This window comes from Salinivibrio sp. ML323, from assembly GCF_001995745.1.
Lineage (GTDB): Bacteria > Pseudomonadota > Gammaproteobacteria > Enterobacterales > Vibrionaceae > Salinivibrio > Salinivibrio kushneri.
In genome coordinates this window covers 113,989-128,576 of sequence record NZ_MUES01000005.1, presented here as the reverse complement: position 1 = coordinate 128,576, position 14,588 = coordinate 113,989, and the positions used below count along the sequence as shown (strand labels likewise).

Below are 14,588 nucleotides of genomic sequence, written 5' to 3'. Positions count from 1 at the left end.
TGGGAGTTTGCTAAGCGGCTTTAGATGTTTTCGACATCAAATTCCACTACCGGGCTCACGTCTGCGTCGTAGTCGACGCCTTCAACACCAAAGCCAAATAGCCTCAAGAACTCGGCTTTGTATTCGTTGTAGTCAGTCAACTCGGCGAGGTTCTCTGTGGTGATCTGTGGCCACAGGTCACGACAGTGCTGCTGAATGTCTTCACGCAGCTCTAGGTCATCTAAACGCAAGCGACGCTCGCTATCTACCTCTGGCTCGCTGCCATCGGCTTGATACAGGCGCTGAGTAAACATGCGATAGATTTGCTCCATGCAGCCCTCATGGACGCCTTCTTCGCGCATTTTCTTGAATACCATGGCGATATAAAGCGGCATCACCGGGATCGCTGAGCTAGCTTGGGTGACCACGCTTTTCAGTACCGCCACGTTGGCGCTACCGCCTTTAGCTGAAAGCGTTTGGTTTAGCGCGTTGGCAGCACGGTCTAAGTCCATTTTCGCTTTACCCAGCGCACCTTCCCAATAGATTGGCCAGGTAAGCTCTGTGCCAATGTAGCTGTAAGCGACGGTTTTGCAGCCTTCGGCGAGGACACCGGCGTCATTAAGGGCGTTGATCCAAAGCTCCCAGTCTTCACCACCCATCACGGTAACGGTATCTTGAATCTCTTGCTCGGTAGCCGGTTCAACACTGGCTTCGATGATTTCATCTTTGTTGGTATCGACGGCGGTTGAGGTGTAGGTCTCACCGATAGGTTTGAGTGACGAGCGCACCAACTCACCGCTGTCAGGTAGCTTACGCACTGGCGAGGCTAGCGAGTACACCACCATGTCAATTTGGCCAAGATCTTGTTTGATGAGCTCGATGGTTTTTTGCTTGGCTTCATGCGAGAAGGCATCGCCATTGAGGCTTTTTGAATACAGGCCTTCTTGCTTGGCAAATTTGTCGAACGCGGCTGAGTTGTACCAGCCTGCGGTGCCAGGCTTTTTCTCAGTGCCGGGTTTTTCAAAGAACACGCCAATGGTTGCAGCGCCGCCACCAAAGGCTGCCGCAATGCGTGAGGACAAGCCATAGCCGCTAGAGGCACCTACAACCAGTACACGCTTAGGCGCATTGGCAATCGGGCCTTGCGCTTTGGTGTAGTCAATTTGCTCTTTTACGTTGGCTTCACAACCAACGGGATGGGTGGTCGTACAGATAAATCCACGAATTTTAGGTTTGATGATCATATTCAACGTCCCTCACAAAATTGAGGCTAGGATAAATACTAACGCCTGCCTATGCATCCCCTTTTACGGAAAAAGGGCAAAAATACCCAGTGGTTGGAGGTGTTGCAGGCAAGAATAGTGGGCAAGATCTCAGCATTGTTGCCCTAAGGGCCAGGCCAATAAAAAAAGCGCCTGCGAGGTGCAGACGCTTTTTCGCGCAAGTTAGCGACCTTTATGCCGCTTTGCTTGGATTGGGCTTGGCAATGGCACCGCCTTCTAACTGGCTAGAGGTAAACCATTCGGCTTTAAAATCATCCACTTGCACCGCATAAGCACGCAGCGCATCAGCCTCTAGCAGTTTGTCACGGGCCTCGGCAGTGATGAGGTTTTGGTCAACCGCTTGTTGCGAGCGATCCGCCAAGCTGGCTTTGCCATCAATCTGCTTGGCTTTCACCGCCTTGATCAGGGCTTTTTCGGTGTCACGACACGCCCACATTGCAGTAAAGGCACGATCCATCACCGCCACCGGATCGTCGGCTTTATCGCCCACGTAGCATAAGTGCGTCCAACGGTCGCGCTCTGCGCTCGGTATCATTAACTGCTCGGCAATCTGATTAAGCAGCTTGTCAGAGGGCATTTTGTAGTGCATGCCGAGTGGGAATAAAAGCCCCCGTAGGCTGCGGCCCACCCCTTTGGCGGGGAAGTTATTAAAGGCGCCATCAAACGCTTTGGCACACTGGGCTAGGCAATATTGCAGCGCATAGTGCACCATCGGCAGATCTTGGCTCGGACGGCCTTCATCTTCATAGCGCTTCAACGTTGCCGATGCCATATACAGATGGCTGAGAACATCCCCCAGACGCGCAGATAGCATTTCTCGGCGTTTCAGCTCACCGCCCAGTGACAACATCGCCACATCAGTGGTCACCGCTAGCGCACGACTCATGCGGGTAAGGTGACGATAGTATTTGGCCGTCTCGCCACTCACCGGTGCGCGGTTGGTCAGCGATCCGGTCAGCGCGTTGACCAGCCCCATCACGCTGTTTTTGGTAGCATGCCCAATATGTTTGAACAGTAATTTATCAAACGCTTGGGCGCCGGCTTCTTGGTCTGGGTTCGCCGCCGCTTCCATCTCTTCGAGCACGTAAGGGTGGCAACGGGTCGCCCCCTGACCAAAGATCATGAGGTTGCGGGTAAGAATGTTGGCGCCTTCCACCGTGATGGCCACCGGAATACCAAAGTAATGATGGCCGATGTAGTTAAGTGGCCCTAACTGAATCGCACGACCCGCGTGCACGTCCATCGAATCATTCAAGATGGTGCGCGCAATTTCGGTCATGTGGTATTTGGAAATCGCGGTGATGATTGCCGGTTTTTCTCCCTGATCCAGCGCGGTGGTGGTCAGGGTGCGAGTCGATTCAATTAAGTAGTTCAACCCGCCCATGCGGCCCAGGGCTTCTGCCACCCCTTCAAAGCGGCCAATGTGCATACCAAACTGTTTACGCACATAACTGTAAGCGCCTGTGGTACGGGTGGCGAGATGCCCTACCGCCGTCCCCAGTGCGGGCAACGAAATCCCCCGCCCAGCAGAGAGACACTCCACCAGCATGCGCCAACCACGGCCTGCGTAATCTTTACCGCCGATGATCCAATCAATCGGGATAAAGACATCCTCGCCCTTGGTGGTGCCGTTCATAAATGCCATGTTGAGCGGATTGTGGCGATCGCCAATTTCAACGCCTGGGTGGTCTGCCGGAACCAGGGCACAGGTGATGCCGAGGTCTTTTTTGTCCCCCAGCAGGCCGTCTGGATCACCCAGTTTAAACGCCAAGCCCACCACGGTCGCTACGGGCGCGAGTGTAATGTAGCGTTTGTTCCAGCTTAAGCGGATCCCCAGCACTTGTTCACCATTGTGCTCACCCATGCATACCACGCCGTGATCGGGAATACTGCCAGCATCGGATCCGGCTTCTGGGCCGGTTAAGCCAAAGCACGGCACTTCGCGGCCATCGGCCAAGCGTGGCAGCCAATAATCGCGCTGGTCTTGAGTACCATAATGAGTCAGCAGCTCACCTGGCCCCAGTGAGTTAGGCACCATCACGGTCACCGCGGCACTTAAGCTACGGGTGGCAATGCGCGATACGATGGTAGAGTTGGCCAGCGCCGAGAACGCGAGGCCACCGTATTCTTTGGGAATGATCAGCGAGAAAAAGCGCTCTTTTTTCAGATAATCCCAGACTTCTTCCGGCAGATCTTTTTGCTCTTGGACAATTTTAAAATCATCCAACATCGCCAAGAGGGTTTCTAGCTGGTTGTCGATAAACGATTGCTCTTCCGCTGTGAGTGTTGGCTTACCATACTGGTGCAACGTCTTCCAGTTTGGCGATCCGGAGAAGAGTTCACCGTCCCACCACACACTGCCGGCTTCCATCGCTTCACGCTCAGTGGCGGATAACGGTGGCAGCACTTTTTTGAAGAAAGTAAACGCTTTATCACTCACCAGTGAACGACGTAATGAAGTTTGAGAGCTCATGATTCAGGTCCTTTTGTTGATCATGGTTGCACTCTTTTTACTGTTATTGTGCGACCAGAACGGGTTTTTACATTGCACCTCACGCACCGTGATACACCTGTCGCTGCGCTGAGTGGTTCAAATAAGCGGGACGCACCGCATCCTCACTTGATGTGTTTTGCTTGCCCTACTCCGCTTGTGACTCCGTCGCGAAGGCGAGCACTTGCCCCTGTTGTGCCATTGCCGCGGGCTTGGCGTTCATCCCTGCTGCTAGATACGGAATTAAGCGGTCAACGATCGCTTCGGTATCGAGGGTGCGACCAAAATCGTTTTCGGCAATATCACGCAACGCTTCGCTAGACGCCATGGTGAAAATCGCCGCCCCGAGGGTGAAGTGTAAATGCCAAAATACCGCCTCTGACGTCAGTTCAGGGTTAGCTTTGCGTACCGCTTGGTTAAACAGCGACAGCACGTGTTCGTAACGGGTGGTGATAAACCAACGTAAATGCCCTTGTACATCGGTGTAACCACGGCCAATCAATTGCATAAAGGTGGCTGCGCCATGTGGTCGATACGCATCAAGCGCAAGCACTGGCTGCTTTGCACATGAGAATACTTGCTCCATCGTGCACTCTGGTCGCACTAAAAGCGCTTGCAGCTGTTCACCGAGCGCTGGCATAAACGCTTCGAGGTAGCGTCCGAGCACCGCACGCACCAGTGATTTTTTGTCGCCAAAGTGATAGTTCACTGAAGCAAGGTTGACGCCAGCCTTGCTGGTAATCGTACGTAACGACGTTTCTTTAAACCCGTGCTCGGCGAAGAGCTGCTCCGCGGCATCCAGAATTTTTGCTTTGGTGTCGCCTCGTCCTGCCATTGTTCATTCACCTGTATTAAACGCTTGTTTAACTTTATACGCAGACATGCCTTTTAACAACCCTGAAACACACACGCATCGCATGAGTAACATCACATTATTGAGTGATTTCTTCGAGACCGCGGCCAGGTGGCTTTACACCGGCGTTTGCTGCATGACCGTATATTGTTTGGTAAATAAAGATGGAGGGTTTTCGTGCTTGGCTGACTATGTAATGCGTTGAATAAAAATGGTTAAGCAGCCCGTTCAGGCACTGCCCCAGCCATCGCTGCGCTTTTTTTGTACAAAAGTGGGAACCTATGCGCATTTCTGGCAGTCACACCTTGTGCCACTGCTTTTTCTAGAAGACTTTTCTTCTATGCCCACTCGCCGTTTGCTTGTGGGCTTTTTTATGCGCGGTTACGGAAGAGATCGCGTGCAGAAATCCGTTTTTATTGTGATTAAAATCACGAAACGGTCGCCAATCGACAAGATTTATCGACTTTTTTAAATCATCAGGAACTTCTTGGTCATCGCCCAGTCCTAATGGGTGCATCGGTAAGAAATGCCTTATTCCCCTCAGTAGTGAGGGAGCATGATTCCTCTTTCTTTCCGATCTGCTGCTGCTTTTTCTACTTACTTTAGAGTTTGTTTGTCTCTACCTTTATTTTTGCCCACCTTGTGTGGGCTTTTTTTATTTTGGGGCCGGGTCGTCTGAAGTCACCTGACCGTCGGCGATCATTTGATACGGTGAGGCATAGCGTAAGTTCAGCCCCAATTGCGCCAGCGTCTGCGAGGCATCAATCCATTTGCCATTACCTGTACTCGGCTGATATTCAGGCGGCTGTAACCCCATCTCGCGCGCCGCCCAGCCATAGTAAACACTTTTTGATGGGTGCAGTTCCGCGCACAGATGAAAGGTATGACCCCATTGACGCTGATGAATAATCGCACTGATCGCAGCGATCACATCGCTGCGGTGAATCAAGTTCACCGGCTCATTGCCGCCTGATAAGCCTTGTCGACCCGCGAGTATGGTTGAAGGATGGCGCGCACCGCCAATCAACCCCGCGAGCCGCATGATTGTTCCTTTCTCTCCATACGTTTCGCGCAGATGCGCTTCGATATGTTCGTGTGCTTTGCCCGACGCCGTGGTGGCGGCGGTCGCGGTGTGCTCGGTCACCTGCCCTTTAAGCTCCCCGTATACAGAAGTGGTGCTGATAAAGAGCACATGCTCAACGCCTGCTTGGGCCAGGCGGTCGATAAACGCGCACATGGCATCGCGGTATGCATCAAAGTGGGCGTGACGACGCCCCGCCGCGATATTGATCACCACGATGTCAGTCTCGAGCAATGCCGCCGCTGATTGATAATCCGGCGCCATCACATCAAACGGCACCACGGTGGTCACCAGCGTCTCGCTCAATGCTTGCGCCGAGGCTGGCTCACGTTTGGTCCCCACCACGTGGTGTCCAGCGCCAAGTAGGTGTGACGCCAGCGGTTGGCCCAACCAACCACATCCACAAATTCCAACTTTCAATCCTGACACACGCGCTCCTTATGATTACCTAGGGTTACGTAATTATTTTTCAATGTAATGGTTCACACTATTCATTTCGACTGATTTTTGACCGTTTATTTATTTCACGCTGTAAATATATTCCTTAATTATGTAAGGAAATAACTAAAAGCGTGAATGGTGACAAAGTTTTTATGCTCAGATAGTCATAATAATGTCATTACAATCCGCGAGACGATAGACTATCTGTTACTAAGCGGCAGTCAAAAGCCGTGGTGAATGACACACTTAACACTTCATTGAAGCTCGCTCTCACCGAGCGACAATTTTTAACTTTGGTCTTGAACGTAAGCGGTAACTCAGATGAATACTCTGGAAAAAATACAAAAAAATCTTGAAAACTTCAGCAAATCTGAAAGAAAAGTTGCTGAAATCATTGTCGCCTCCCCTCAAACCGCTATTCACTCGAGTATTGCGACGTTGGCAAAGATGGCTGATGTGAGCGAGCCAACGGTTAACCGTTTCTGTCGTCGCCTCGACACCAAAGGCTTCCCAGACTTTAAACTTCACCTCGCGCAAAGCTTGGCCAATGGCACCCCGTATGTGAACCGCAACGTTGAAGAAAACGATGGCGCAGATGCTTACACGGCGAAGATTTTTGAGTCAACCATGGCCTGTTTGGATGTGGCGAAAAACAGCATCGACACGCACCAAATTAACCGTGCTGTCGATATGCTGACCCAAGCGAAAAAAATCGCCTTTTTCGGCCTGGGCGCCTCAGCGTCAGTGGCGCATGACGCGCAAAACAAGTTCTTCCGTTTTAACATTCCGGTGGTGTGCTTTAACGACATCGTGATGCAACGAATGAGCTGTATTAACTGTAATGACGGTGATGTGGTGGTGATGATTTCACACACCGGGCGTACCAAGAGTTTGGTCGATGTGGCTAACTTAGCGCGCGAGAACGGTGCCACCGTCATTGGCATCACCCAGCGCGACTCGCCGCTAGATAAAGTGTGTTCGCACACCATCCAGCTCGACGTGCCAGAAGACACCGACGAATACATGCCGATGGCCAGCCGTGTTGTGCAAATGACGGTGATCGATGTGCTGGCCACTGGTTTTACGCTTCGCCGCGGGCCTGGATTTAGAGATAACTTGAAGCGTGTCAAAGAAGCCATTCGCGATTCACGCTTTCATAAAGAATCCCTGACCTAACTAAGAGGAGTGCGTTGGCACTCCTTTTTTGTGTCATCTATTCGACGTTTTTAATGCGCTACACTGGTGTCAGCACCTCGTCGAATCCACGACTTGGCGGTGATGTTGCCCTTTCTGATTTATCCCTTAAAACATCATCCTGTATATAGGAGTTAATCATGTCTGCAAAACTGAGAAGAACGAAGATTGTTACCACACTCGGCCCAGCCACCGACAAAGACAGTGTATTGGAATCGATTATTGCCGCCGGTGCTAACGTCGTTCGCCTTAACTTCTCTCACGGCAGTGCGGAAGACCATATTAAACGCGCCGATCAAGTGCGCGCGATTGCGGCGAAGCTTGGTCGTCACGTGGGTATTTTGGGTGATTTACAAGGCCCTAAAATCCGGGTGTCTACCTTTAAAGAGGGTGCCATCACCCTGGCGGTAGGCGATAAATTCACCTTGGATGGCGAGCTTTCGCCTGGCATGGGCGACCAAGACGCGGTCGGCCTTGACTATAAAGCCCTGCCCCAGGACGTTACCAATGGCGATATTCTGCTGCTCGATGATGGTCGCGTACAGCTCAAGGTATTGGCGGTTGAAGGGGCCAAGGTACACACCGAGGTCACGGTAGGCGGTAAGCTCTCTAACAACAAAGGGATCAACAAAAAAGGCGGTGGTCTGTCTGCCCCTGCGTTGACCGAAAAAGACAAGCAAGACATTCTCACTGCTGCCAAAATTGGTGTCGACTTCTTAGCGATCTCCTTCCCGCGCAATGGCCAAGATATGCACTATGCCCGCTCGTTGGCACGCGATGCTGGCTTGGACGCGCGTTTGGTGGCCAAAGTCGAACGCGCCGAAACCGTGATCAGCGATGAGAGCATTGATGACATTATTGAAGCGTCTGACGTGGTGATGGTCGCGCGCGGCGATCTGGGTGTCGAAATTGGTGACCCAGAGTTGGTTGGGGTACAAAAGCAACTCATTCGCCGCGCCCGCAGCATGAACCGTTTGGTGATCACCGCCACCCAGATGATGGAATCAATGATTTCCGCCCCTATGCCTACTCGCGCGGAGGTGATGGATGTGGCCAATGCGGTACTGGATGGTACGGATGCAGTGATGCTATCGGCAGAAACCGCTGCCGGCCAGTACCCATTGGAAACGGTACGCTCAATGGCCGAGGTCTGTATCGGGGCTGAGAAGATGCCGTCGGTCAATATCTCCAACCATCGTCTCGATCGTCAATTTGATAGCCAAGAAGAAACGGTCTCTATGGCCACCATGTATGCGGCGAACCATATGCAAGGGGTGAAAGCCATGGTGTCACTGACCGAGTCTGGCCGTACGGCCTTGATGATGTCGCGCATCTCTTCCGGTAAGCCCATTTTTGCGCTATCGCGTCATGAACACACACTTAACCGTGCCGCCCTTTATCGTGGTGTGACGCCGGTGTATTTTGACAGCGACAGCGGTGCCGGCCTGCAAGTGGCGGAGCGCGCCCTGCAAACCTTGAAAGAAGGTGGCTTTTTGGCCGAAGGCGATCAGGTGATCATGACCCAAGGCGACCAAATGGAAGTGATTGGCTCTACCAACACCATGCGTGTGCTGACAGTGAAATAACTCGCGGATAAGCGCACACTGAAAAAGCAAAAGGCGACCTAGCTGGGTCGCCTTTTATGTTTGTCGTTGGAATCCGCTGATGCCCCAATGAGACCCTCGCGAGTCAATCTGGTTTAGGTCGCCAGTGCGGGTTGATGTGCGCCATTAAGATATGATCTTCCCATTGGCCATTAATCAACAAATAGTCGCGCGCTCGGCCCTCATGTTCAAAGCCGACCGCCTCCAATACCTTGGCACTACGCTGATTACATGGCATGTAGGACGCGCACACACGATGGATGTGGACGTTATCGAAAAGCCACTGATTGGTCGCGGCAAGCGCCCGACGCATGATCCCTTGTCCTTGTGCCGCTTCATCAAGCGAATAACCCACGGTGCACGAATAAGACGGGTATTGCATCACACTGGTATACGAAATCACCCCTAACACTTGAGGCGAGTCTTGCTTGGCAATCAAAAAGTAATACGCCAGCTGATGCTTTTGTAACTCCATCAACTGCAGCACGCGTCGCTTCCACCCCTGCTCAGTATAAAAGCCCGCCGCACGTTCAGGCTCCCAAGGCGCGAGAAAATCGCGGTTGCGCTGAAAGTACTGCACCACCCGGGTCACGTCTTCATGGCTGATGGCATCAATGCGCAGCTCATCAACGGACAAACGCGGGAAGTGGCTAATCGACGACTGATACATACTGGCTTCCTGCATCGGCTTACTTTTTACCAATCCCGTAGTCGCGCAGTTTGTTAGCAATCGCGGTGTGCGAGACATCCAATCGCTTGGCCAGCTTGCGCGTTGAAGGGTAGCTTCGATACAGGTTATGCAAAATCCCCGACTCGTAACGCTTCATGATTTCATCCAATGAACCATCCATCGATTCTTCACTCATAAACTGGGTGTTTTCAATTTCTGGCAGTTGGACGTCATCGATCGTCATCACTTCTGCATCAATTTGCGTCATCGCATGAAGCAGTACATTGCGTAACTGGCGGATATTCCCAGGCCACGCATAATGTGTCAGATAATCAGCCAAGGCTTCGTCGATACGCGGCTTGGATTGCCCCAAGTCGGCAGCAAATTGTTTGACGAACAGCTCCGCCAGCGGCATCACATCGGCCGTTCGCTCTCTAAGTGGTGGCACGGTTAGCGATAACACATTGAGCCGATAGAAGAGATCTTCACGGAACTGATGGGCCGCCACCAGCTCGGGCAAGTTTTTCTGGGTAGAACAAATAACGCGCACATCCACCTGCATCTCGCGTTCTTCGCCGACACGACGGAAGGTCCCGTCTTGCATAAAGCGCAACAGTTTTACTTGCAGGTGGCGGCTCATTTCGCCGACTTCGTACAAGAATACGGTGCCGCCATCCGCTTGCTCTAAAATGCCTTTTTTGGCGCTACCGCCTTCTTCGGCGGCCGCCATGCCAAACAATTCGGTTTCAGCGGCGTTATCTGGCATAGACACACAGTTAACGAGTAGAAAAGGTTTGTCTGCGCGCAAGGAGTGACGGTGGCAGGCACGCGCTATCATTTCTTTACCTGTGCCCGTTTCGCCTTGTACTAAGAGAGGTGCATCCAACATCGCCAGCTTTTTCGCTTGGCTAATAAGCTGCTTAAACTTGTTTGACTGACCCACAAGATGATCAAACCCGTGATCGCTCGGGGTACGGAACACAGTTTGCGAGGTGTTATTCATCGCCACCTGCTTGAGCTGCACCACCGCACTCACCAATACAGGCTGCTCACTTTCGTCATTGATGTGCACTGGCATCACTTCCATGAGGAAGTCGAGTCCGGCCATCACCACCATCCGACAACTTTGACTGGCTTCTTCTTTTTCCAGCCAGTGGGCAAACTGGAAGTCGGGAAACACGCTGTTGGCATGTTCATCGATAAGTTGGTGTTCACTCGAGCCAATCAAGTCTTGCGCCGCCTTGTTGGCCATATCAATGTAGCCATCGAGGTTAATCGACACCACAGGATCGGTCAGGCTTTCAACTAGTGCGCGCAACTCTTTGTGCTCGCGCTCAGCCGGTAAAAACTGTACTTTGCGTACGTCGGTGACCCCAGAAATCAGTCGAATTTCTGACATCAACTGGCTAAAGGCGTCGAATTCAATTTCCGGACAGTTGAGGTATATGATCCCGACCTGGTCAATTTCAATACCCCGCAGGTCGATGTCGCGGCGCACCAGAATATCGAGGAGTTCGCGGGTAAGCCCGATCCTATCTTCACAACAGACTTTCAGTCTCATAATGGATTCCTGTGACTTGACAGTGATACCCAATACCGGCAGCAAGCCTTGTGGCGATGTATACTTAAAACTCTGCCCGCTTCAACGGGTTACTGAAGCATTCATCGTCGTGGCTGCCTGCGCTGCATTAGCTGTCAGGATAAGTTGACACTGAAGCGGAGTTTGAGCGGGTTAGGGGGAACAGTCAAGCCCTGATACGATTTTTGCCTTACGCCGTCACGTTTGTAGCACAGATAACACGCAATTAACTCACTGATTATTCTATGAATACGAGCGTGGCTGGTGAGCTTGCCTCCCAGCCACCTTCTCGGGGTTGCATTATCACGCATTTTGTTGACGCTTGCCCGCCAGTCGCTTGATTAACTCACGGCGAAGCTGCGACAGGCTGGGCGCGGCTTGACCATGCCAAGGCAGTGGCCGCATCAATGTCATGGTTTTTAGCCCTAACCGCGCGGTGAGCAGGCCAATACCGAGCCCCTGCGCCACCCGGCCTGATACGCGACCCGCGATATTCACCGACAGCACATCAAAGCCCACATCGGTCATCGCCTCACTGGCACCCGCCAGCGCCATGTTGGTGAGCACCATTTTCAGTAAACGAAAACGCGCTTTAACGCCCAGTTGGATCCCGTAGATCTGCGCGATACGCGTCATCAAGTAAAAATTACGCCACGCCACCAGCAACATATCTGCTACCGCCAACGGGCTGACCGCCACCATGAGTGCGGCTTCTTGCGCGTGCTTGGTGACCAAAGCACGCGCCGCTTTATCTTGTGCACTCAGTACTTGCTGCTCATAGAGGCTCAGAATTTCACTGTCATTATGTGTGGCCGCCAGTTGCTGCTGCCAGTTGGCAAAGGCGGCCGTTTGCGCCTGCCCGGTTTGCTCGGCCAGTTGCTGACAAAACCTTTCTCCTTGCCCCACCGCATCACTGCTTAGCAGCTGTTCTGCTTGTTCTCGTACTGCTTCACGCTCCACCAAGCGGCGCATCGCCCGCCACTCTTTGCCTAGCATCACCAGTCCAGTGGTGGCAAGCGCGATCAGCAGGCCTTGCCAACCCAGGCTCAACCAATCTCGCGCCAGCCAACTTTGATAGACGCTGTCCGCTGATTGCCACACCGCGAGTAATACGGTCACTAATAGCAAAAACGGCCATACGCGGCGACGTTGTCGTGGTGTTGGCGTGAGGGTCGCTTCAAGTTCCGCATCCCACTCTTCACTCGGTGCAGGGGTAAAATCGGTTTCCGATTGGAACTGTATGCCTTGTTGAATTCGACTTTCCGTGTCGTGTTCTACATCCACATCCTGTGCAAAAGTTTGCTTTGGCTTGTATTGCGTCATCGCGCTCTCACTTATCGAAATTTATCGCCCAGCAAGTAATCCAATGCCTTATCCATACGAATGTGCGGTAACGGCGCATCCAGGGGGGCTTGCTGAGGGCGGAAAGAGGGAAAATCAAATCCTTGCGCTTGCCAGAATGTCTCTTCAGGTAACTGCGCTGGCACATCACCCGGGTACAAGGTGACTGGCGAATTGTCGGCAAGAAAACCTTTTAGCGCGCGCTGGTTTTCGCCTTTTACCGAGACATAACCGGGTGTGGTGGCTTCAATCGCGGCAACACTTTGGCAACGCATATCAATGCCCTCGAACGCGGCTTGCTGCCACGCCTGATGAACGATTTGTTGTAATAAGCTCACCATGTTCGGGTGTTGATCGGGGGTCACATGATCGGCTTTAGTGGCCGCAAACAACACCTTGTCAATCCGTGGTGAAAACAGTCGTTTCATCAACCCTGATTTGCCATATTTAAAGCTTTGCATCAGCTGCTCAACGGCAAGACGCATATCATGAAACGCCGCGGGGCCGGCATTCAGGGGCTGCAAGGTATCCACCAGGATCACTTGCCGGTCTATTTTGGCAAAATGCTCGCGATAAAAATTAGCAACCACGTGCTCGCAATAATAGTCGTAGCGCGCTTTTAGCACACCGTAGTTGGAGTCTTTCCCGGCTTTGGCCAACGCTTGCTCGTCCTGTTTCCCCACCCATGGGAAGAACTGCACCACAGGCGCGCCCGCTAGTTCACCTGGCAGCACAAATCGACCTGGCTGCACCCAGTGCAAGCCTCCGTGCGCTTTACACTGATGCAAAAACGCGGTGTAGTCTTCGGCAATGTCCGCCAGCATTTTTTCATCCGCTGGGGCAAATGGATCAAGCGCCGCCGCTTTGGTTGTCCAGGTGGCCGCCAGCTCGCCGCGGCGACCAGTGAGTAGCCCTGCTTGTTTGGCCGACCATTGCGAGTAGCTTTGGCTTAACAAGGGCAAATCGAGCAGCCACTCCCCCGGATAATCGACAATATCCACGTATAGCGTGGCCATTTCATTGATTGCCCTCAGTGCTGCCGACTGGGGGCGATAGCGCACCGCGAGGCGTACTTCACTGACATCACGTGTCGGTGACGGCCATACCGGTGGGGTTTGATGAAGCGCCTGCATGGCACTGTCGTAATCAAACGCGGGCAGATGCATGTGCGGATGGGGCTCTCGACGTGCACCCAACCCCCGCCCCTGTTGCACCAATGACATCAGCGGTAAGTTCGGCTCGGTGCCTAAATGCGTCAATTGATTGATAAGAGATGTAATAAAGGCGGTTTTACCCGCGCGAGAAAGACCGGTTACCGCGAGGCGAACATGACGGTCAGCCCCACGGCTCACCCACTGCTTCACACGCCTTTTCACTGATGGCATAGGTTGATATGGCTCCTAATTGGCCAAGCTGCCCAAACAGGGCAGCGAGGTTAGAGTTGTTTGAAGGCTTGGTCGACGTTAAAGGTCGAAGAGGTCACATAGGCTTCCATGTGCGTCACCTTATCTTCCATTTGGCTAAACTCACGGTCGAGATCGGCAATCAATTGGCTCGCCGATTTTCCTGACTGCCAAGGTTTTTGCTTCACTTGATGCTCTTGTTGCGCGGCACTCGGCTCTTGCCTGACCTCTAGCGGCTTTTTATCCAGGATCAGTACCGCCGCGATATAAGCGACCACCACAAAGAACCCAAAACCGAGTAAAAACGCCGAGACAGTGAGGATGCGCACTAACCAAGTTTCCATGCCAAAGTGATTGGCAAGCCCGGCGCACACCCCAGCAATGCGGCCATTTTCTGGATCTCTATACAAGGTATTACTCATGCGCGTTGCCTCCAGTGGGGGGCTTCTGCATCCAATAAACGTTCTAGGTTATCAACCCGCGCCTGCAGCTTTTCGGCACGTTGCGCCAGCTGTTGCAGTGTCTCGTAATCTTGCCCACTCAGGCCTTGCGCCACTTGACGCTTACTGCGGTAATGCAGAAATAACCACAGCGGGGCGACAAACAGCAGAAAAATCGCCAGTGGGAAACCGAGAAATAATGATGACATGTCCGCTCCTTGTGGTATCG

13 protein-coding genes are annotated in these 14,588 nt (G+C 52.6%); 3 read left to right on the top strand and 10 right to left on the bottom strand.

The window, feature by feature from the left end:
• Nucleotides 1-20: 20 nt before the first annotated feature.
• The 3 genes from fabV to BZG13_RS05495 all read right to left on the bottom strand — a co-directional run bounded on the left by fabV (nucleotide 21) and on the right by BZG13_RS05495 (nucleotide 4,588).
• Nucleotides 21-1,223 carry an enoyl-ACP reductase FabV gene (gene fabV / locus BZG13_RS05505; RefSeq protein ID WP_077485671.1) on the bottom strand — a complete coding sequence of 401 codons (1,203 nt, stop codon included), beginning with the start codon at nucleotides 1,221-1,223 and terminating at the stop codon, nucleotides 21-23.
• A gap of 211 nt (nucleotides 1,224-1,434) precedes the next feature.
• Nucleotides 1,435-3,735 (bottom strand): acyl-CoA dehydrogenase, encoded by a 2,301-nt coding sequence (locus BZG13_RS05500; RefSeq protein WP_077485669.1) that lies wholly within the window; start codon nucleotides 3,733-3,735, stop codon nucleotides 1,435-1,437.
• 166 nt (nucleotides 3,736-3,901) lie between these two features.
• Nucleotides 3,902-4,588: a TetR/AcrR family transcriptional regulator gene (locus tag BZG13_RS05495; RefSeq protein WP_069361486.1), complete on the bottom strand. Its 687-nt coding sequence runs from the start codon at nucleotides 4,586-4,588 to the stop codon at nucleotides 3,902-3,904.
• 229 nt (nucleotides 4,589-4,817) lie between these two features.
• Between BZG13_RS05495 and BZG13_RS05490 the strand changes: the two genes are divergently transcribed.
• On the top strand, nucleotides 4,818-5,078 hold the full coding sequence (locus tag BZG13_RS05490; protein WP_077485666.1) for a hypothetical protein: 261 nt from the start codon (nucleotides 4,818-4,820) through the stop codon (nucleotides 5,076-5,078).
• Between the two features lie 183 nt (nucleotides 5,079-5,261).
• Here the strand turns inward: BZG13_RS05490 and BZG13_RS05485 are convergent, their stop codons facing one another.
• The gene (locus tag BZG13_RS05485) at nucleotides 5,262-6,116 is read right to left on the bottom strand and encodes an NAD(P)H-binding protein (RefSeq protein ID WP_077485664.1); all 855 of its coding nucleotides are present in this window, start codon (nucleotides 6,114-6,116) and stop codon (nucleotides 5,262-5,264) included.
• A gap of 333 nt (nucleotides 6,117-6,449) precedes the next feature.
• Between BZG13_RS05485 and BZG13_RS05480 the strand changes: the two genes are divergently transcribed.
• The gene (locus BZG13_RS05480) at nucleotides 6,450-7,304 is read left to right on the top strand and encodes a MurR/RpiR family transcriptional regulator (protein ID WP_046073477.1); all 855 of its coding nucleotides are present in this window, start codon (nucleotides 6,450-6,452) and stop codon (nucleotides 7,302-7,304) included.
• Between the two features lie 158 nt (nucleotides 7,305-7,462).
• Nucleotides 7,463-8,908, top strand: coding sequence for a pyruvate kinase (gene pyk, locus BZG13_RS05475; protein ID WP_077485662.1), 1,446 nt, complete (start codon nucleotides 7,463-7,465; stop codon nucleotides 8,906-8,908).
• 103 nt (nucleotides 8,909-9,011) lie between these two features.
• On the opposite strand, the gene BZG13_RS05470 is transcribed toward pyk, so the two are convergent.
• From BZG13_RS05470 to pspB, 6 genes are all read right to left on the bottom strand, one after another.
• Nucleotides 9,012-9,611, bottom strand: a complete 600-nt coding sequence (locus BZG13_RS05470; RefSeq protein ID WP_241824780.1) for a GNAT family N-acetyltransferase — start codon at nucleotides 9,609-9,611, stop codon at nucleotides 9,012-9,014.
• 4 nt (nucleotides 9,612-9,615) lie between these two features.
• On the bottom strand, nucleotides 9,616-11,157 hold the full coding sequence (tyrR, locus tag BZG13_RS05465; protein WP_046073479.1) for a transcriptional regulator TyrR: 1,542 nt from the start codon (nucleotides 11,155-11,157) through the stop codon (nucleotides 9,616-9,618).
• A 321-nt stretch (nucleotides 11,158-11,478) separates the two neighbouring features.
• Complete coding sequence (locus BZG13_RS05460) at nucleotides 11,479-12,498, bottom strand: YcjF family protein (RefSeq protein WP_077485658.1); 1,020 nt, start codon at nucleotides 12,496-12,498, stop codon at nucleotides 11,479-11,481.
• A gap of 11 nt (nucleotides 12,499-12,509) precedes the next feature.
• Nucleotides 12,510-13,901 (bottom strand): YcjX family protein, encoded by a 1,392-nt coding sequence (locus tag BZG13_RS05455; RefSeq protein WP_077485656.1) that lies wholly within the window; start codon nucleotides 13,899-13,901, stop codon nucleotides 12,510-12,512.
• Between the two features lie 50 nt (nucleotides 13,902-13,951).
• Complete coding sequence (gene pspC, locus BZG13_RS05450; RefSeq protein WP_077485654.1) at nucleotides 13,952-14,341, bottom strand: envelope stress response membrane protein PspC; 390 nt, start codon at nucleotides 14,339-14,341, stop codon at nucleotides 13,952-13,954.
• Nucleotides 14,338-14,568, bottom strand: a complete 231-nt coding sequence (gene pspB / locus BZG13_RS05445; RefSeq protein ID WP_046073483.1) for an envelope stress response membrane protein PspB — start codon at nucleotides 14,566-14,568, stop codon at nucleotides 14,338-14,340. The genes pspC and pspB overlap by 4 nt, the downstream gene beginning before the upstream one ends.
• Nucleotides 14,569-14,588: the final 20 nt, after the last annotated feature.